Here is an 18,833-nt window from a genome sequence, read left to right on the forward strand (position 1 = left end):
CACCACCACCCACGGACACCTCCACCACAACGGACGCACCGACCACCAACTCAAAATCCGCGGCCACCGCATCGAACCCACCGAAATCGAGGCCGCGTTGAGCGGCCATCCGCAGGTGCGTCAGGCCGTCGTCGTCGCCCGGGAGGAGCAGGCGGACGACCATCGGCTGGTGGCGTACGTGGTCCCGGACACGCGGTCCGGGCCGCGCAGCGGCACGGCCGAAGGCGCCGGTGAGGACGACTGGGACGTCCGGACCGGTGAGCAGGTGCGGGAGTGGCAGCAGGTCTACGACCAGGCGTACGCGGAGTCGGCCGAGGAGCCGTTCGGCGAGGACTTCGGCATCTGGACGTCCGCCTACACGGGGGAGCCGATCCCGCTGGAGGAGATGCGGGCCTGGCGGGACGCCGCGGTGGAGTTGGTGCGCCGCTGGTCCCCGCGCCGGGTGCTCGAACTGGGCGTCGGTACGGGGCTAGTGCTCGCGCGGATCGCCGGGGAGGTGGACGAGTACTGGGGCACGGACTTCTCCCCCTCGGTCGTCGACCGGCTGCGCAGCCAGGTCGCGGACGCGGGACTCGCCGACCGGGTGCGGTTGCGCTGCCAGAGCGCCGACGACGTCTCCGGTCTGTCCAGCGGGCACTTCGACACCGTGGTGCTGAACTCGGTGGTGCAGTACTTCCCCCACGCTCGGTACCTGGAGAAGGTGCTGGCACGGGCGTGGGAGCTGCTCGCGCCGGGCGGCCGGATCATCGTGGGTGACGTCCGGCGGGCCGCCACCCTGCGGCTGCTCCAGGCCGCGGCGCGTCGTGTGTCGCACCCGGACGGCGCGGCGGCGCCCGCCCGCGCCGCGGTGGAACAGGCGGTACTGCTGGAGCGCGAACTCGTCCTCGAACCCGAGTGGTTCGCACACTGGGCCGCGCCGCGCGAGGCGGCCGTGGACATCCGGCTGAAGACCGGACGGGACCACAACGAACTGACCCGCCACCGGTACGAGGTAGTGCTGCACAAGGCGGCGGCCGATCCCCTCCCGCTGACCGGTACCGATCCCCTGACGTGGGGCGTCGACGTCTCCTCGCTCGACGCCCTGGCAGCGGCGCTGCTCGGGCGCGGCCGCCCGCTGCGGATACGCGGGGCAGGCAACGCCCGGCTCGCCGCAGAGGCCGCGCACGCCCGGACCCTCGGCCTGCCGGTCGGGTCGACCGGCGCCGCGCCGGACCTCGACCCGGAGGAACTGCGGGAGTGGGCCCTGGAACGGGGCTGGGAGGCGCTGGCGACGTTCTCGGCGCTGGGCGCCGACCGGTTCGACGCCGTCCTGTTTCCCGGGCCGCCGGTGCCCGGCCGTACCGTCGACGGAACGTACGGGGGGGCCGGGGAAATCCCCTCGGCGGCCGGCCGGGACCTGGTGAACGACCCGGTGGCGGCCCGGGAGATCGGCCCGCTGACGACGGCCCTGCGCGAGCGGGTGCGGGAGCGGCTGCCCGAGTACATGGTTCCGGCGACCGTGGTGCCGATCGGTGAGGTGCCGCTGACGCCCAACGGCAAGATCGACCGGGCGGCGCTGCCGGCCCCGGACTACGCCCTGTCGGGCGGGGGCCGTGCCCCGGCGACACCGCAGGAGCGCGCGCTGTGCGCCCTGTTCGCCGAGGTGCTCGGGGCGGACCGGGTCGGGGCCGACGACGGATTCTTCGTGCTGGGCGGGCACTCACTGCTCGCGACCCGGTTGGTGAGCCGTATCCGCACCGAGTTCGGCGTGGACATCCCGCTGCGGGTCGTCTTCCAGGCCCCCACGCCCGCCGGGCTGGCCGGACATCTGGCGGGCGGCGGGCAGCATCGGCCGCCCTTGCGGGCGGCCGAGCGGCCGGAGCGCGTACCGCTGTCGTTCGCCCAGCGCCGGATGTGGTTCTCGCACCGGTTGGAAGGTCCGTCCGCGACCTACAACTGGCCGCTGGCCCTGCGGCTGTCCGGGGAGTTGGACGGGGCGGCGCTGCGCGCGGCGCTGGGGGACGTGGTCACACGTCACGAGGCGTTGCGGACGGTGTTCACCGAGGTGGACGGCCACCCCTGTCAGCGGGTGCTGCCGCCGGAGGCGGTGGAGGTGCCGTGGCGGGAGCGGCGCGTCGATGAGGCCGGGCTGGCGGCGGTGATGGCGGAGGCGGCCCGGGAGACGTTCGACCTGTCGGCGGAACCTCCGCTGCGGGTGTGGCTCTTCGGGTGCGGCCCCGGGGAACAGGTCCTGTTGGTGCTGTTGCACCACATAGCGGGGGACGGGTGGTCGCTGGAGCCGTTCGCGCGGGACCTGATGTCGGCGTACGGGGCGCGCCGGGAGGGCCGGGCAGCGGATCTGCCCGCGCTGCCGGTGCAGTACGTGGACTACACGCTGTGGCAGCGGGAGCTGCTGGGCGACCGGGAGGACCCGGCGAGCCGGTACAGCCGTCAGCTGGATTACTGGAGCGCGCAGTTGTCGGGGCTGCCGGAGTCGCTGGAGCTGCCTGGTGCCCGGCAGCGGCCTCCGGTGGCCTCGCACCGGGGGGATCTCGCGGGCTTCTCGCTGGGGGCGGGGTTGACGGGGCGGCTCCAGCGTCTGGCGCGGCGCTGCGGCGCGACGACGGCGATGGTCCTCCAGGCGGGGCTGGCCGCGTTGCTGTCCCGGCTGGGGGCGGGTGACGACGTGCCGATCGGGTCGCCGATCGCGGGGCGTACGGACGAGGCGCTGGACGACCTCGTGGGTTTCTTCGTCAATACGTGGGTGCTGCGGGCTGACACCTCGGGCGATCCGTCGTTCACCGAGCTGGTGGGCCGGGTGCGGGTGACGAGCCTGGCGGCCTACGAGCACCAGGACCTGCCGTTCGAGCAGTTGGTGGAGGTCCTCAATCCGGCGCGTTCGACGTCGCATCATCCGTTGTTCCAGGTGGCGCTGGCGTTGCAGAACAACGCACGGCCGGACTTCGAGCTGCCGGGGCTGCGGGTGCGGCCCGAGTCGGCGCCGACCGGTACGGCGCGGTTCGACCTGTTCCTGAGCCTGAGCGAGCACCATGACGAGCTGGGAAACCTGACGGGCCTGTCAGGAGTCGCCGAGTACGCCACCGATCTGTTCGACGCGACGACGGTGGAGGCTCTGCTGGCCCGCTGGCGGCGGCTGCTGGACGAGTTGGCCGCCGACCCGGACGCCCCGATCGGCCGGGCCGAGCTGGTGACGCCCGCCGAGCGGCAGCGGTTGCTGGAGTGGTCGGGCGGCACCCGGGAGGCGGTGCGTTCCGGGGCCACCGTGCCGGAGCTGTTCGCTGCGCGGGTGGCGCGGGCGCCGGGTGATCCCGCGCTGGTGCTCGGCGACCGTACGTGGTCGTACGCGGAGCTGGACGTGTGGTCGAACCGGATCGCGCACCGGCTGACCGGTCTGGGTGCCGGCCCGGAGCACCGGGTGGCGCTGCGGATGCGGCGGTCCCCCGCGCTGGTGGCCACGATGCTGGGGGTGCTGAAGGCGGGCGCCGCGTTCGTGCCCGTCGACCCGGACCATCCGGCCGGTCGCGTCGCGTACGTGTTGGCGGACAGCGGTCCGGTGGCGGTGGTCGACGACGGGTGGGCCGAGGAGCCGTTGGACGGGTTCCCCGAGGACGCGCCGGAGCCGTCCGCCAGGGCGGACAACGCGGCGTACCTCATGTACACCTCGGGTTCGACGGGGCAGCCGAAGGGGGTCGTGACGACCCATCGCAACATCGTGGACCTGACGGCCGACGACTGCTGGGGGGAGGCCCATCGGCGGGTACTGATGCATTCGCCGCACACCTTCGACGCGTCGACGTACGAGCTGTGGGTGCCGTTGCTCAACGGGGGCACGGTGGTGTTGGCGCCACCGGGGCGTACCGATCCGGCCGTGCTGGCGCGCACCGTGGCCGAGGGCCGGGTGAGCGCGCTGTGGCTGACGGCGGGGCTGTTCGCGGTCGTCGCGGACGAGCATCCGGCGGCCCTGGACGGGGTCCGCGAGGTGTGGGCGGGTGGTGACGTGCTGCCGCCCGATGCGGTGCGGCGGATGCTGGCCGCGCATCCGGGCCTGCTCGTCGTCAACGGCTACGGTCCGACGGAGACCACTACGTTCGCCGCCCGGTACCCGCTGTCCTCGGCGGAGGACCTGGGCAGCGGGTCGGTGCCGATCGGCTCGCCCCTGCGCGGCGGGCGGCTGCTCGTCCTCGACCGGGGGCTGCGGCCCGCGCCGCCGGGTGTGGTGGGGGAACTGTACGTGGCGGGCGACGGGCTCGCGCGGGGGTACGCGGAACGGCCCGCGCTGACGGCGGGCCGGTTCGTGGCGTCCCCGTTCGGGCCGGTGGGGGCGCGGCTGTACCGGACCGGTGACCTGGTGCGCTGGGACCGTGACGGGCGGCTGGTGTTCGTGGGGCGCGCCGACGAGCAACTGAAGCTGCGGGGTTTCCGTGTCGAGCCGGGCGAGATCGAGACGGTGCTCCGGGAGCAGCCCGGGGTGGCCCGCGCGGTGGTGGTGGCGCGGGCCGACCGGCTCGGGGAGCGGCGGCTGGTGGCGTACGTGGTGCCGGACGAGGCCGCGGCGGCGGAGGGCGAGGCCACCGAGCAGGTCGGTGAGTGGCGGGAGATCTACGACGGGATGTACGGGGGCACCGGGGACGGCGCGGTCCCGCTGGGTGAGGACTTCACCGGCTGGAACAGTTCGTACTCGGGGCAGCCGATCCCTGTCGCGCAGATGCGGTCGTGGCGGGACGCGGCGGTGGCGCGGGTCCGGGAGGGCCGGCCCCGGCGGGTGCTGGAGATCGGGGTCGGCTCGGGTCTGCTGCTGGCTCCGCTGGCCCCGGACACGGAGGTCTACTGGGGTACCGACTTCTCGGCGCCGGTCGTGGAGCGGCTGCGCGGCCAGGTCGACGCGGACGGGGCGCTGCGCGGGCGGGTGGAGCTGCGCTGCCAGGCCGCGGACGACGGGACGGGGCTGCCGCGCGGGTTCTTCGACACGGTGGTGCTGAACTCGGTGGTGCAGTACTTCCCCGACACCGCGTATCTGGAGCGGGTGCTGGAGCTGGCGATGGAGCTGCTGGCGCCCGGGGGGCGGGTGTTCGTGGGTGATGTCCGCAATCTGGCCACCCTGCGGTTGTTCCGGACCGCGGTGCACCGGGCCCAGTATCCGCAGGACCCGCCGGCCGCGGTCCGTGCGGCGGTGGAGCGGGCGGTGCTGGGCGAGAAGGAACTCGTCCTGGACCCGGGGTTCTTCACGGCGTGGGCCGAGGGCCATCGGGAGGTGGGCGGTACGGACATCCGGCTGAAGGACGCCGCCGGGCACAACGAGCTGACGCGGCACCGCTACGAGGTGGTGGTGCACAAGCGGCCGGTGGAACGGGTCCGGCTGGCGCAGGCGCCGGTCCTGGTGTGGGGCCGGGACGTGCACGGCACGGAAGGTCTCGCGCGGGCGCTGGAGGGTCGGCAGGGGCCGGTCCGGGTGACGGGCGTGCCGAACGCACGGCTGGTCGGCGAGGGGGCACCAGCCACGGACGGCGCGGTGGCCGCGGACGCCCCGGTGGCCGGGGTGGACCCGGGGGCGCTGCGGGCCTGGGGCGCCGAGCGAGGACTGACGGTGCTGTGCACCTGGTCGCCGGACGCGGCGGACCGGTTCGAGGCGGTCGTGGTCGACGGCACGGGCACCGGAGGCTGGGACGGGGTCCTCGTGCCCGCGGCCGGGGCCAGGGCGTCCAACGCGCCCGCGGTGTCCCGGAGCGCGGCCCGGCTGCCGTCGCTGCTGCGGGAGCGGTTGGCGGAGCGGTTGCCGGAGTTCATGGTCCCGGGGGCGTTCGTGGTGGTCGACCGGCTGCCGCTGACGGCGAACGGCAAGTTGGACCGGGCGGCGCTGCCCGAACCCGACGCGGCCGGGGACGGCTACCGGGCGCCGGGCGACGAGCGGGAGGAGGCGCTGGCCGGTCTGTTCGCCGAGGTGCTGGGCTTGGACCGGGTCGGTGTCGACGACGACTTCTTCGCGCTGGGCGGGCACTCGCTGCGGGTGATCCGGCTGATCTGGCGCATCCGGGAGGTTCTGGGCGCGGAGGTGCCGATCCGTACGGTGTTCCGGTCGCCGACGGTCGCGGAGTTGGCGCGGCAGCTGCTGCCGGAGGGCGGGGAGTCCGCGCCGGGCGACCCGTACGCGGTGCTCCTGCCGATCAGCACCGAGGGTGAGCGGGCGCCGCTGTGGTGGATTCACCCTGGTGGCGGACTGTGCTGGCCGTATCTGGGGTTCGCCCCGCACCTGCCGGGCGACCGGCCGGTGTACGGGGTGCAGGCGCGGGGGTTCCAGCCGGGTGCGGTGCGACCCGAGTCGATCGAGGAGATGGTCGACGACTACCTGGAACAGGTGCTCGCGGTGCAACCGCACGGGCCGTTCCATCTGCTCGGGTGGTCGTTCGGTGGCACGGTGGCGCACGCCATGGCGGCGGAGCTCCAGCGGCGGGGGCACGAGGTGGCGCTGCTGGCGCTGCTGGACTGCGTGCCGAGCAGTCACTTCGCCCGGTACGACGCGCCCGACGAGGCGTCGGTGCGGGAGTTCCTCGCGCATTACATGGGGCATCTCGACGGGATGGAGGAGTATCCGTTCCTGGTGGAGACCGCGGCCTCGATCCTGGTCGACCACACGGTCCTCATGCAGAAGTTCGAACAGCCGGTGTTCGACGGGCGGGCGGTGTTCTTCGACGCGCTGCTCGATCCGGCGACCCGTGCGCCCCGACGGTTGGACGACCAGTTCTACGACCTGTGGGCGCCGCACGTGGCGCGGGGCGTGCGGACGTATCCCGTCTCCTGCACGCACCAGGAGATGTACTGGCCCGCCAACGCCGTTGAGATCGGCGCGGTCATCGGCCGGTTGCTGGCCGGGGAGTGACGCCTACCGCCCCGCACGGGGCGGTGTGCGGACCGCGAGCCCGGGGCAGTGACCGGGACGCGGGGTTCCATCAGGAGTACCGACACCCAACCAAGTCTCTGGGAGGACCGGATGAGCACCAACCCGTTCGACGACGAGGACGGCCGTTTCCACGTGGTGGTCAACGACGAGGAGCAGTACTCGCTGTGGCCGACGTTCGCGGACATCCCGGCGGGCTGGCGGGCGGTCTTCGGCGAGGAGAGCCGCGCCGCGTGCCTGGCCTATGTCGATCAGCACTGGACGGACATGCGTCCGCGCAGTCTGCGGGAGGCGATGGCCGCGGACCAGGTCTGAGGGGCCGCTCCGAGATCCCGCCGGGCGCGGGGCGGGGCGGCGCCCCGCCCCGCGCAGCGTCCGCGGGCCCGCGGCGCCGCCCGTTCGCCTGACGGGCCGCCACCCGCCGGAGCGGAATGTTCCGGATGACACAGCGGAGACAGGATCAACTGTAGTATCCCTGCTACGAAAGACAGTTGAGGAACCATCGGAATCGTGGAGGGAGAGGGGGAGCATGGCCCTGAACACCGCACCGGACGCGGTCCCCGGCGAGGTCGCGGGACCGCCCGGCGGCGAAGCCGTCATCGAGACGCGCGGCCTACGGATGCGCTACGGCACCACCGACGTGCTGACGGGTGTCGACCTGACGGTGCGCCGGGGCGAGGTACTGGCCCTGCTCGGGCCCAACGGAGCCGGCAAGACGACCACCATCGAGATCCTCGAAGGCTTCCGGCGACGCTCCGCCGGGCAGGTCAGCGTCCTCGGCACCGACCCCGACGACGGCGATGAGGCGTGGCGCGCGCGGCTGGGTGTCGTGCTCCAGTCCTGGCGCGACCACGCGAAGTGGCGAGTGGGCGAGCTCCTCGACCACTTCGGCCGCTACTACGTCCCCTACAGCTCCGAGGGCCGGGTCCGGCCGTACGACGCGGCCGAGCTGATGGACCTCGTCGGACTCACCGAACGCGCCGGTGCCCGGGTGGGCACCCTCTCGGGCGGGCAGCGCAGACGCCTCGACGTGGCCGTCGGCATCGTGGGCCGGCCGGATCTGCTGTTCCTGGACGAGCCGACGGCCGGATTCGACCCGCAGGCCCGTCAGGACTTCCACGACCTGGTGCACCGGCTCGCGGACCTGGAGGAGACCACGATCCTGCTCACCACCCACGACCTGGACGAGGCGGAGAAGCTCGCCGACCGGATCGTGATGCTGGCGGGCGGCCGGATCGTGGCCAACGGCAGCGCCGCCGAACTCGCCCGCGAGGTGTCGAGCAAGGCCGAGGTGCGCTACAGCCGCGACGGCGAGCACTACGTGCACGCGGCGGACGACGCCACCTCGTACGTCCGCGGGCTGTTCGAGCAGTACGGCGACGCCATCGGCGATCTGGAGGTGCGCCGGGCCAGCCTGGAGGACGTCTACATGGCCCTGGTGCGGGAGTACGAGTCGGGGCAGCGCGCCGGTGTGCCGACCCAGTTGCGGGAGGTGGCGTCGTGAATCCTAGTGCGGTGGCCCTGCGGGCCGGACTCCATCGCGGTTGGATCGAGTTCCGACAGAACGTGAGCAACTCCCAGGACATCTGGGGCGCTGTGTTCCCGCCGGCCGTGTCGCTGGCGGTGATGTACATCCTGCGGGACAACACCGTGCCGGGCACCGACGCGTCCCTCGGCTCCCAGGCGGTCCCCGGCATCCTCGCGATGAACGCGATGCTCACCGGTCTCATGGGACTCGCCATCGCGCTGACGATGGACCGTGAGGACAGCACCCTGCTGCGGGCCAAGGCGGTACCGAACGGCGTGCTCGGCTATCTGACGGGCAAGGTCGTCAGTCGGGCCGCGGTGACCGCCGCGAGTCTGTTCGCCGTACTGGTCCCCGCCTCGTTCCTGTTCGGCGGGCTCGAACTGGGCCGGGCCATGTCCTGGGTGACGCTGACCTGGGTCCTGGCGCTCGGGCTGCTCGCGACCCTGCCGCTCGGCGCGATCCTCGGTTCCCTGTTCAACAGCGCGCAGAGCATGAGCTTCACCACGCTGCCCCTGATGGGCCTGGTCGCCATCTCCGGGGTCTTCTACCCGATCAACGGATTCCCCGACTGGCTACAGTGGCTGGCACAGGTGTTCCCCGTGTACTGGCTCGCCCTGGGTCTGCGGTCCGCGCTGCTGCCCGACGAACTGGCCGCCGCCGAGATCGGGGAGTCCTGGCGGCACGCCGAGACGCTCGGAGTGCTGGGCCTGTGGGCGGCTCTCGGGTTCCTGTTGGCGCCCGTCGTACTGAGCCGGATGGCCCGGCGCGAGTCCGGTTCGAGCGTGGCCGCCCGCCGGGCGAAGGCCGAGCAACGACCGATGTGAAGCGAAGTGACCATGAGCGAGACGATCCACAACCGGATCACCATGCTGCGGGCCGAGCGCCGAATATCGCGCCGCGAACTGGCCGACGCCCTCGGTGTGCACTACCAGACCATCGGGTACCTCGAACGGGGCGAGTACAGCCCGAGTCTGCATCTCGCCCTGCGGATCGCGACGTACTTCGAGGTGCCCGTCGAGGTGGTCTTCTCCATCGAGCCGTTTCCCCGGCTGGGCAGCGAAGCGGTGTGAGCACACCGCCACGACACACCGGCCGCGCCCGGGACATGGCACGGTCGGACCGCACTGAGCCGGTAGGAGCCGGGAAGAGGTGGGATCAGGAATGCCGCTCGACAAGCAGGACCACACCGCGCTGACGCTCTGGGCCGTCGACTGCGCGGAGCACGTGCTGGCGCACTTCGAGGCGGAACGCCCCGATGACGACCGGCCGCGCAAGGCCGTGGAGGCCGGACGCGCCTGGGCCCGCGGGGAGATCACCATGGCCGCGGCGCGCACCGCCGCGTTCGCCTCGCACGCCGCGGCCCGTGAGGCCGGACAGGCCGCCGCCCGGGCGGCGGCGCGCGCCGCGGGCCACGCCGCGGCCACCGCGCATGTGCCCACCCACGCCCAGCACGCCGCAACGTACGCGGTGAACGCGGCCACGTACGCGGGGGCCGCCGTCCAAGTGTCCGCCGAGCAGGCCACCGCGTACGCCGTGGCCCCGAGCGATGCGGGCGCCACCGAACGCGCCTGGCAGGTCGGGCACCTCCCGGAGCATCTGCGCGCCGCGGCCTTCCCCGCCAAGGGCTGACCCGTCCCGGACCGGACCCGAACGCGCCGAAACGGAACGCAGGAGGGGGCCAGAGGCGTTGTCGCCGCTGGCCCCCTCCCCCGTGTGCCCCGGTCCCTCCCGCGCCCGCCAGGTCAGGACCGGGGACCTGCGGTGAACCTCTCGTGCAGTCGCGCCCGGGTCTCCCGCAGCTCCGGGAAGGGCACCGTGATCCGTCCGGCGAGGAAGGCCGCCCCGCTGGACCCCCCGGTGCCCGGCAGACTGCCCAGCAGCTTGGTCATCAGCACCAGATGCGCCACCTTCCAGCGCCAGTACGAGTTGGCGATGTCCAGCAGCGACTCACTGATCCGGTGATGGACCCCGGCGGCGGGCCCCATCCCCGGCAGCTCCGCGAGCGGTATCCCCGCGTGGTCCAGCGCCGCGGTGAACGCCTCGTACAGCCTTCCCGGCCGCTGGTCGTCCCCCATCAGCTTGTCGAGCTGGCGGAACTGCGCGGACTCGGCGCCGCTCGCACTGTCCAGATGGGGCCGGAACTCGGCGAAGTGCCGCAGCGGGAGCCGTTCCAGGGCGACGAGCTGCCCGTAGAGCACCCACAACAGTTCGTTGGCCCGGTGCAGATACTCGGCGCCCAGCTCGGCGGCGCCCTCCTCGAAGCGGGATCCGAGGGTGTCGGCGGCGGCCTCCAGATCGGCGATGATCTGCTTGAGCCACAGCTCGCACGACTGATGGGCGACGATGAAGAAGTGTTCCGACAGGAGCACCGCCCGGTCCGCCGTGTCCGGGGTGCGGGTCGCCTGGAGGGACAGCAGGGTGTTCAGCCCCAGGTAGTCGGAGTAGGTCAGACGGGCCATCTCAGCGCTCCATGTCACGGACGAAGTCGAGGAGGCGCGCCACCCCGGTCGACAGTGCCTCCGGGTCCACGCAGAAGGCGATCCGGATCAGGCTCCGCGACCAGGGCGGGAAGGCGGTCGAGGTGATCCGGCCGAATTCGTCGAGTCCGGGGCGCATCGCGAACCCGGCGCCCGCGACCACTGCGACCCGGTGCGCGCTCAGCAGCCGTTCGGTGAACGCCTCCGCGTCCAGCCCGGTCCGCCCGATGTCCGCCATGGCGTACCAGCCGCCGGCCGGGAGCCCGCGGAGCAGACCCGCTTCGACGAGCGGCGCCAGCGCGGTGTCCCGGTTGTGCCGGACCAGTTTGCGGTGCGTGTCGGCGGCGTCCGTCAGTCCCAGGGCGGTGACGCCCGCGTGCTGGACGGGTGCGGACGGTCCGATGATGCTGGCCTCCTGCACCACCCGCAGAGCCTTCGCGGTGCGCTCGTTCGCCGCGACGACGTACCCGAGCCGGTACCCGGTCATGGCCATGCTCTTGGAGAAGCTGTAGGTGCTGTGCACGATGCGCTCGGCGGACGGCACCTCGCGTTCCAGTGACGCGAGCGCGACATGGGCGCCGTCGTAGACGTAGTGCTCGTACGCCTCGTCGCTGATGATCTGCCAGCCCTCCTGGCGGGCGACCCCGTACAACTCGCCGAGGAGTGCCGCGTCGAGCACCACCCCCGTGGGGTTGGCCGGGGAGTTGACCAGCAGCACCCGGGTACGGGGCGAGGCAGCGGCGCGGATGCCTTCCGGGTCCGGCCGGTAGTTTTCATCCAGCGGGTAGAAGACTGGCCGGAACCCGGCGAGCAGGGCCTGCTGGAGATGGACCGGCCAGTGCAGCTCCGGCAGCAGGATCTCCGCCCCCGGCTCCGCCAGGGTGTGTAGCAGCGCCGACAGGCCCTGGCAGGAACCCGGGGTGATGAAGACCCGCGACGGGTCGGTGTCGGCGCCGCCGGTCACCGCGAGCTTGTGGACCACCGCCTCCCGGAGCGCGAGCAGCCCCTCCACCTCGGTGTAGGAGGTGCGGCCCCCGCGTACGGCGTCCACCAGGGCCTCGGCCACAGCGGGTGGCGGCCCGAAATAGGGCTCCCCGACATGGAGTTTGATCACCTCGGTGCCGGCCCGTTCCGCGCGGTCGGCCGCGCGGAAGATGTCGTGCAGGCACGACGACGGGATCGTCGCCGCGACGGACGAGAGGCCCGGCTCCTCGGTCACTGGGATGTGCGCGCTCATGCCACCTCCACTTGAACGGACAACTTGGGATGTCGATCGGTCATGCCGTCCGGCCGCCGTCCACCGGCAGCAGCGCGCCGGTCGTCCAGCCGGACTGCTCCGGGTCCAGGAGGAAGCACACGGACCGGGCAATCTCGTGGCCCTCGCCGAAGCGGCCCATCGGGGTCGCGGCGAGGAGCGTGTCACGCAGCGCGGCGGTCTGTGCCGCGTTCATCCCCGCCTCGTGCCACATGGGGGTGTCGACGGGTCCGGGGAGCACCGCGTTGACCCGTACGTCGGGGGACAGTTCACGGGCCAGTGAGCGGGTGAGGCTGTTCAGCGCCGCCTTGCTCGCCCCGTAGAACGACCGTCCCGGCATCGCGAGGACACCGCCCACCGAGGACACGTTGACCACCGCGCCGCGCCGCGCGCGCAGTTCGGGCAGCGCGTGCCGTACGACCTGGGCGGGTGCCCGGACGTGGAGCGCGAACATGGCGTCCAGATCCGCCGGGTCGGCGTCCTCCAGCCGGGCGAAACGGGCCGTACCGGCGTTGTTGACGACACCGTCCAGCCGTCCGTACCGCGCAACGGCGGCGTCGACCGCGCGGGCCGCGGCGCCGGGTTCGGTGAGGTCCTCGCCGACCACCAGCACGGGCCCGTCGACCCGGTCGGCCAGTTCCCTCAGCGGCTGCTCCCGGCGTCCGACGACGGTGAGGAGGGCGCCCCGTTCGGCGGCGAACCGGGCGATGTCCGCCCCGATCCCGGAGCCTGCCCCGGTGACGATGACCGATCTTCCGACGAGACCCACCGCTTACCCCTTCCGTCAGACACCTGTGCCCGCCATGGGCAGGACCGCCGTCACGGCGGCGGCAAGATCGGCGGTGCCGCCGACGTAGAAGTGGCCTCCAGGACGCACGTCCGTGACGAAGCGGCCCGAGGTGACCGCGGCCCACCCGGCGAGGTCCGCCGCCCCGACGAGCGGGTCGTCGGTGCCCCGGAAAGCGTCAACGGGGCAGTGCAGCCGTCCGGACGTGGGCTGGTACGTCTCGTACGCGGTGACGTCGGAGCGCAGCGCTGGGAGCAGCAGTTCCCGCAGTTCGTGGTCGTCCTCCAGGTCGGGGGCGAAACCGTCGAGTCCGGCGACCGCCGACCACAGCTCGTCGTCCGAGGCCCGGTGGGTGCGTCCGCCCGCGGCCCCGGCGGGCGCCTCGCAGCCGGACACGCAGAGCCGGTGCGGGGTGTGCCCTGCGGCCTGGAGCGCGAGGGCGGTCTCGAAGGCGACGAGCGCGCCGAGGCTGTGGCCGAGCAGGACGGACGGCAGTGGCGCGAGGGCAAGGAGCTCCCCGGCGAGCGCGGCGCTCATGGCGCGGACGTCGGGCACGGGGGGTTCGGCGAGCCGGTCGGCGCGGCCGGGGTACTGCGCGGCCAGCAGGTGCGTGCCGGGCGGGAGGGCGTCGACCCAGGGCAGGAAGCCGCCCGCCGAGCCGCCGGAATGCGGGAAGCAGACCAGTCGGGCGGCGGGCGCCCGCGGTGTGTTCCCCAGTGTCCGCAACCATGTTCTGCGAGGCATTCTCAGGCGTCCCCCGATTTCTTCCGGCGCGACCGGGTTCCGACGCGGGTCCTCCTTCCGGACCTCCGCTCCGGTAATGGCGAGAGTCCCATGGGTTTTCTCCACCCGCCGTCAATCTTTCCCCTATCAGTCAGTTCCGGGGCCGGGGTGAAAGACCTGGGCAAGGGTTTCCGTATTCGGCGAACGGTGGCGGTGACGATCCCGGGGACAGGCACGGCGAAGCCGGGGTGTCGTGGGACCGGACCGGCACGATGAATAAGGAGAGTCCCTTATGGAACTGCCGATTTCGCTCGTGCGCTCGCTCGATCTCACGGACCCGCTCACCTTCGCCCGGTACGATCCGCGCGATATCTGGCCGCAGGCGCGTCGGCACGCCCCGGTGTTCTGGCATGAGGCGAGGAACGGGAAGCCGGGGTTCTGGGTGGTGTCCCGCCACCGGGACGTGCAGGCCGCGTACAACGACGCGCAGGGGCTGGCGTCCGGCCGGGGGACGGTGCTGGACGTACTGCTGCGCGGGGACGATCCGGCCGGCGGGAAGATGCTTGCCGTCACCGACCGGCCCCGGCACCGTCAGTTGCGCCGGCTGATGCTGCGGGCGTTCTCGCCCCGGGTGCTCGGCGCGGTGGCGGCGGGGATCGCGGAGCGGACCTCGCAGCTGGTGGAGTCGTTCACCGGGGGCGGGCCGTTCGACTTCGCGGCCGAGGTCGCCGACCGGCTGCCGATGACGACCATCTGCGATCTGCTGTCGGTGCCGCGGGCCGACCGGGCGCAACTGCTGCGGTGGAACAAGATGGCGCTGTCGTCGCAGGCACCCGGGGACGACGGGCTGGACTCGCTCGGGGCGCGCAACGAGATCGTCCTGTACTTCATGGATCTGGCACTGGAGCGGCGGGCCGCGCCGGGCGACGACGTGATCAGCATGATGGCGAGCGCGGACGTGGAGGGCGAGCGCCTCACACCCGAGGAACTGGCGCTCAACTGCTACAGCCTGATCCTGGGCGGCGACGAGTCGTCGCGGATGTCGTCACTGGTGGCGGTGCACGAACTGGCCGGGCATCCGAAGCAGTGGGGTGCGCTGCGCGACGGCGAGGTGCCGGTGGACACGGCGGTGGAGGAGGTGTTGCGCTGGGCCACTCCGGCGATGCACTTCGCGCGGACCGCGACCCGTGACCTGGACCTCGCGGGGCAGCCGGTCGCCGAGGGGGACATCGTCACCCTGTGGAACACCTCGGCCAACGACGACGAGACGGTGTTCACCGACCCCCGCTCCTTCGACCTGGCCCGGACCCCGAACAAGCACATCAGCTTCGGGCACGGCGCCCACTTCTGCGTCGGCGCGTATCTGGGGCGGGCCGGGCTCCGGGCGCTGCTGTCGGCGCTGGCGGCGACGGTCCGGGAGATCGAACCGCACGGGGAGCCGGAGCGGATCTACTCGACGTTCCTGTTCGGCTACCGGACGCTGCCGGTCGCGTTCACGTCCCGCTGACGGGTGCGGTCGGGCGGGCCGCTCAGCCGGTGGTGGAGGGGGTTCCCGACTCCCTTACCCGGCGGGCCAGTTCCCGCAGGTCCTGGGCCTCGAAGATGGCGCGCATCGGTACGGTGACCGCCAGCTCGCGGCGGATGCGGCGGGCGAGATGAGCGGCGAGGACGGAGTGTCCGCCGAGGTCGAAGAAGTTGTCCCCGGGACGAGCGGCGGGCACCGCGAGGATCTCCGCGACCAGCCCGTACACCGTGTCCTCCACTCCCCCGCCACTGTCCGGGACGGGCGCGTCGCCGTCCTCGCGGGGGCCGTCGGTGCGGGCGGTGGCCGCCGGGGCCGCGTCCTTCAGTGCGGACCGGTCGATCTTGCCGTTGACCGTGGTGGGGAACCGGTCGAGTGCGACCACGGCGGAGGGCACCATGTGCTCGGGCAGCGCCTCGGCCACATGACGGCGCAGCGCGGCGGGTGAGACGTCGGCGCCGTCGGCGGCGGTGACGTACGCGACGATCCGCGCGTCACCGATTCCGCCCTCGACGGCGGCGACTGCGAGGCCCACCGACGGATGGACGGTCAGCCGGGTCTCGATCTCGCCGAGTTCCACCCGGAAGCCGCGGACCTTGACCTGGCCGTCGGCACGACCGCTGAAGAACAGCTCGCCGTCGGCGCGGCGCCGTCCCAGGTCGCCCGTGCGGTACATCAGCCCGCCGGGGGGTCCGAAGGGGTCGGGGAGGAACTTCAGGGCGGTGGCGCCGGGGCTGCCGAGGTAGCCGCGGGCGAGTCCGCTGCCGGCCACGTACAACTCCCCGTCCGTGCCGTCGGGGACCACGGCGAGCCGTGCGTCGAGCACCCTGACCTGATTGCCGGTCCAGGGGGTACCGATGCCGGTCTCGTCCTCGCCGGTGAGGGGACCCGCCACGGTGGCGCCGACGGTCACCTCGGTCGGCCCGTAGCCGTTGAACATCCGTCTGCCGCGTGACCATTCCCGGACGAGGGCGCCGGTGCAGGTGTCCCCGGTGGACATGACGGTGCCGCCGAGCAGCACCTCATCGCTGTCGGTGACGCTGAGGGCCACCGGGGGCAGCACCGCGTGGGTCACGTCGTGGCGCAGCAGGGTGGCCTTCAGCGGCTCGCCGGGCAGCAGGTCGTCCGCGTCGGCCAGCACCAGCGCGGCGCCGGAGAGCAGTCCGAGCGTGAGGTCCCAGAACGCCGCGTCGAAGCTGATCGACGCCCACTGGAGGACCCGGTCGCCGGGGCCCGCGCCGACCGTCGCCGCCTGGGTGGCCACCATGTCGGCCACCCCGCTGTGCGGTACGGCGACCCCCTTGGGGACGCCCGTGGAACCGGAGGTGTAGATCACGTACATGAGGTGGTCGGGGCGCAGCGGCGCGCGGCGGTCGGCGTCGGTGAGGTCGTGGGTCGGTTCGCTGGCGCGGCGGGCCACGAACCCGGCCTCGTCGAGGACCAGTTCGGGGACGTCCCCGGACGGCACGTCCACGGTGTCCACGCGCAGCAGGAGCCGGGGCCGGGCGTCGTCGAGCATGTGGGCGAGCCGTGGTGCCGGGTAGGCGGGGTCCAGCGGGAGGTACGCCCCGCCGGCCTTGAGGACGGCGAGGACGGCGGTGACCAGTTCGACGGACCTCGGTACGGCGATCGCGACGAGGGTGTCGGGTCCCACTCCACGCGCGACCAGCCGACGGGCCAGCCGGTTGGCGCGGGCGTTCAATTCCGAGTAATCCACCGTGGTGTTGCGGAAGATGACGGCGGGTGCGTCACCCGATCGCGCGACGCTGGATTCGAATAGCTGGGGCACCGTCTTCACCGATCGGCCCTCTCGTCGGGGAGTTCACGATTTTGCACCGCACCCGGTCACCATAGAAGTCCGCTCGCGACGATCGGTGGAAGATGAAAGAGGGGCGAAAGGCAGAGCGCGGGGATATCCGGCCGAGCGCACAATCACGGCAGCCGACCTGCCCGGTCGGGTGTGCGTCCTCCACCGAACGGGAGTGGAATCATGCTTGATGGCTGCGTGCCCTGGCCCGCCGAACTGTCCGAGGAGTACCGCCGTGCGGGGTACTGGTCGGGTCGGCCGCTCGGTGAACTCCTCGCGGAGTCCTGCGCGGCCCACGCCGATCGGGTGGCAGTGGTGCACGGGGAGCGCCGGGTGACGTACGGGGAACTCGGTTCGGCGTCGCTGGAGACGGCGGGCGGGCTGCTGGCGCTGGGTATCGGCCCGCTGGACCGGGTGGTGGTGCAGTTGCCCAACACCCCGGAGTTCGTGGTGGTGGTCCTGGCGCTGCTGCACGTGGGGGCGATACCGGTACTGGCGCTGCCGGGTCACCGCAAGAGCGAGATCACGCATCTGTGCGGACACTCGGGGGCGGTCGCGTACGTGGTGAAGGACGTCCACGGGGGCTTCGACCACCGGGAGCTGGCTCGGGAGGTGCTCGCCGCGGTGCCGGGTGTGCGGCATGTGGTGGTGGACGGTGACGCGGCGGAGTTCACGGCGCTGGACTCGCTGCGCGCGGGGTCCGCGGATCTGCCGCGGGTCGATCCGTCGGAGCCCGCGTTGTTCCTGCTGTCGGGCGGGACGACGGGCCTGCCGAAGCTGATCCCCCGGACCCACGACGACTACGCGTACAACATGCTGGCCTGCGCGCGGGCGCTGGGAGTGGACGCCGGCAGTGTGTATCTGGCGGTGAACCCGGTGGCGCACAACGCGGCGCTCGGCTGTCCCGGTGTGCTGGGCACCCTGCTGGTGGGCGGCCGGGCGGTGATGGCCGGGGGGCTGCGGCCGGACGAGGCGTTCGCCCTGGTGCGACGGGAGGGGGTCACCTTCACCACCCTCGTGCCGCCGCTGGTGCGGATGTGGGTGGAGGCGGCGCTGAAGAGCGGGGCTCGGCTGCCGGACGTGCTGCTCCAGGTGGGCAGTTCGAAGTTCAACCCGGCGGAGGCCGAGCGGGCTCGGAAGGTGCTGGACTGCCGTCTCAGCCAGTGGTTCGGGGTCGGCGAGGGGTTGCTGACGTACACCAGGGTCACGGACGCGGACGAGGTGATCCTGCACACCGAGGGCCGTCCGCTGGCCGACGCGGACGAGGTGCGGATAGCGGGACCCGCGGACGAGGAACTGCCGCCGGGGCGGGAGGGCGAGTTGCTGGTGCGCGGTCCGTACACGATCCGCGGCTACTACCGGGCCCCGGAGCAGAACGCGCGGGCGTTCACCGACGACGGGTTCTTCCGGACGGGGGACCTGGCGGTGCGGCGCGCCGACGGCAACATCGTGATCACGGGCCGGATCAAGGACGTCATCAACCGGGTCGGGGACAAGGTCCCGGCGGAGGAGGTCGAGCGGCATCTGCTGGCGCATCCGGGGATACGGGACGCGGCGGTCGTCGGGGTCGCGGACCCCGTACTCGGGGAGCGTTGTTATGCGTTCGTCGTGGGGCAGGGGGAGGAGCTGCGGGCCCCGGCGCTGAAGGCGTTCCTGCGCGGTTCGGGGCTCGCCACGTACAAGGTGCCGGACCGGATCGTGGTGATGGACGCGTTCCCGCACACGGCGGTCGGCAAGGTCGACAAGGGTGCGCTGCGGGCGTCGGTGGCCCGGGGCTGATCCGGGGCGGGCGGCGGCGGTCATCGGGGCGCGCCGGCCCGGCCCGCGGCGAGGAACTCCAGG

13 protein-coding genes are annotated in these 18,833 nt (G+C 72.7%); 8 read left to right on the forward strand and 5 right to left on the reverse strand.

Annotated elements, in window-relative coordinates; genetic code table 11:
* Nucleotides 1-85 precede the first annotated feature (85 nt).
* The 6 genes from ACFWIA_RS23875 (at nucleotide 86) to ACFWIA_RS23900 (ending at nucleotide 10,049) form a co-directional block, all read left to right on the forward strand.
* On the forward strand, nucleotides 86-6,874 hold the full coding sequence (locus ACFWIA_RS23875) for an amino acid adenylation domain-containing protein (RefSeq protein ID WP_387008414.1): 6,789 nt from the start codon (nucleotides 86-88) through the stop codon (nucleotides 6,872-6,874).
* Between the two features lie 111 nt (nucleotides 6,875-6,985).
* Nucleotides 6,986-7,207, forward strand: coding sequence for an MbtH family protein (locus ACFWIA_RS23880; RefSeq protein WP_385494248.1), 222 nt, complete (start codon nucleotides 6,986-6,988; stop codon nucleotides 7,205-7,207).
* 214 nt (nucleotides 7,208-7,421) lie between these two features.
* A complete protein-coding gene (locus ACFWIA_RS23885; RefSeq protein ID WP_387008307.1) occupies nucleotides 7,422-8,396 on the forward strand; it encodes an ABC transporter ATP-binding protein in 975 nt (324 codons plus the stop codon).
* Complete coding sequence (locus ACFWIA_RS23890; RefSeq protein ID WP_387008309.1) at nucleotides 8,393-9,244, forward strand: ABC transporter permease; 852 nt, start codon at nucleotides 8,393-8,395, stop codon at nucleotides 9,242-9,244. Before ACFWIA_RS23885 ends, ACFWIA_RS23890 begins: the two co-directional genes overlap by 4 nt.
* A 12-nt stretch (nucleotides 9,245-9,256) precedes the next feature.
* Nucleotides 9,257-9,490, forward strand: coding sequence for a helix-turn-helix transcriptional regulator (locus ACFWIA_RS23895; RefSeq protein WP_387008311.1), 234 nt, complete (start codon nucleotides 9,257-9,259; stop codon nucleotides 9,488-9,490).
* 91 nt (nucleotides 9,491-9,581) lie between these two features.
* Nucleotides 9,582-10,049 carry a putative immunity protein gene (locus tag ACFWIA_RS23900; RefSeq protein ID WP_387008313.1) on the forward strand — a complete coding sequence of 156 codons (468 nt, stop codon included), beginning with the start codon at nucleotides 9,582-9,584 and terminating at the stop codon, nucleotides 10,047-10,049.
* Nucleotides 10,050-10,162: 113 nt separating this feature from the next.
* On the opposite strand, the gene ACFWIA_RS23905 is transcribed toward ACFWIA_RS23900, so the two are convergent.
* Genes ACFWIA_RS23905 through ACFWIA_RS23920 form a run of 4 tightly spaced genes read right to left on the reverse strand, consistent with a single transcriptional unit; the run spans nucleotide 10,163 to nucleotide 13,683 of the window.
* Nucleotides 10,163-10,879: a tryptophan 2,3-dioxygenase family protein gene (locus tag ACFWIA_RS23905; RefSeq protein WP_387008315.1), complete on the reverse strand. Its 717-nt coding sequence runs from the start codon at nucleotides 10,877-10,879 to the stop codon at nucleotides 10,163-10,165.
* A 1-nt stretch (nucleotide 10,880) separates the two neighbouring features.
* Nucleotides 10,881-12,134: a pyridoxal phosphate-dependent aminotransferase gene (locus ACFWIA_RS23910; protein ID WP_387008317.1), complete on the reverse strand. Its 1,254-nt coding sequence runs from the start codon at nucleotides 12,132-12,134 to the stop codon at nucleotides 10,881-10,883.
* 40 nt (nucleotides 12,135-12,174) lie between these two features.
* Nucleotides 12,175-12,921: an SDR family NAD(P)-dependent oxidoreductase gene (locus ACFWIA_RS23915; RefSeq protein WP_387008319.1), complete on the reverse strand. Its 747-nt coding sequence runs from the start codon at nucleotides 12,919-12,921 to the stop codon at nucleotides 12,175-12,177.
* A gap of 15 nt (nucleotides 12,922-12,936) precedes the next feature.
* Nucleotides 12,937-13,683 carry a thioesterase II family protein gene (locus tag ACFWIA_RS23920; protein WP_387008321.1) on the reverse strand — a complete coding sequence of 249 codons (747 nt, stop codon included), beginning with the start codon at nucleotides 13,681-13,683 and terminating at the stop codon, nucleotides 12,937-12,939.
* A 271-nt stretch (nucleotides 13,684-13,954) separates the two neighbouring features.
* On the opposite strand from ACFWIA_RS23920, the gene ACFWIA_RS23925 reads away from it, so the two are divergent.
* Entirely contained in the window at nucleotides 13,955-15,169 is a 1,215-nt protein-coding gene (locus ACFWIA_RS23925) for a cytochrome P450 (RefSeq protein WP_387008323.1), read from the forward strand.
* Nucleotides 15,170-15,191: 22 nt separating this feature from the next.
* Here the strand turns inward: ACFWIA_RS23925 and ACFWIA_RS23930 are convergent, their stop codons facing one another.
* The gene (locus tag ACFWIA_RS23930; RefSeq protein WP_387008325.1) at nucleotides 15,192-16,973 is read right to left on the reverse strand and encodes a non-ribosomal peptide synthetase; all 1,782 of its coding nucleotides are present in this window, start codon (nucleotides 16,971-16,973) and stop codon (nucleotides 15,192-15,194) included.
* Nucleotides 16,974-17,174: 201 nt separating this feature from the next.
* Between ACFWIA_RS23930 and ACFWIA_RS23935 the strand changes: the two genes are divergently transcribed.
* The gene (locus ACFWIA_RS23935) at nucleotides 17,175-18,770 is read left to right on the forward strand and encodes a (2,3-dihydroxybenzoyl)adenylate synthase (protein WP_387008327.1); all 1,596 of its coding nucleotides are present in this window, start codon (nucleotides 17,175-17,177) and stop codon (nucleotides 18,768-18,770) included.
* Nucleotides 18,771-18,833 lie beyond the last annotated feature (63 nt).

The sequence above is a fragment of the Streptomyces sp. NPDC127068 genome, from assembly GCF_042724695.1.
GTDB lineage: Bacteria > Actinomycetota > Actinomycetes > Streptomycetales > Streptomycetaceae > Streptomyces.

Coding starts and splice junctions, on each gene's coding strand:
- ACFWIA_RS23920 (WP_387008321.1), bottom strand. CDS start 13,683: ATGCCTCGCAGAACATGGTTGCGGACACTGGGGAACACACCGCGGGCG.
- ACFWIA_RS23885 (WP_387008307.1), top strand. CDS start 7,422: ATGGCCCTGAACACCGCACCGGACGCGGTCCCCGGCGAGGTCGCGGGA.
- ACFWIA_RS23900 (WP_387008313.1), top strand. CDS start 9,582: ATGCCGCTCGACAAGCAGGACCACACCGCGCTGACGCTCTGGGCCGTC.
- ACFWIA_RS23905 (WP_387008315.1), bottom strand. CDS start 10,879: ATGGCCCGTCTGACCTACTCCGACTACCTGGGGCTGAACACCCTGCTG.
- ACFWIA_RS23895 (WP_387008311.1), top strand. CDS start 9,257: ATGAGCGAGACGATCCACAACCGGATCACCATGCTGCGGGCCGAGCGC.
- ACFWIA_RS23925 (WP_387008323.1), top strand. CDS start 13,955: ATGGAACTGCCGATTTCGCTCGTGCGCTCGCTCGATCTCACGGACCCG.
- ACFWIA_RS23935 (WP_387008327.1), top strand. CDS start 17,175: ATGCTTGATGGCTGCGTGCCCTGGCCCGCCGAACTGTCCGAGGAGTAC.
- ACFWIA_RS23880 (WP_385494248.1), top strand. CDS start 6,986: ATGAGCACCAACCCGTTCGACGACGAGGACGGCCGTTTCCACGTGGTG.
- ACFWIA_RS23910 (WP_387008317.1), bottom strand. CDS start 12,134: ATGAGCGCGCACATCCCAGTGACCGAGGAGCCGGGCCTCTCGTCCGTC.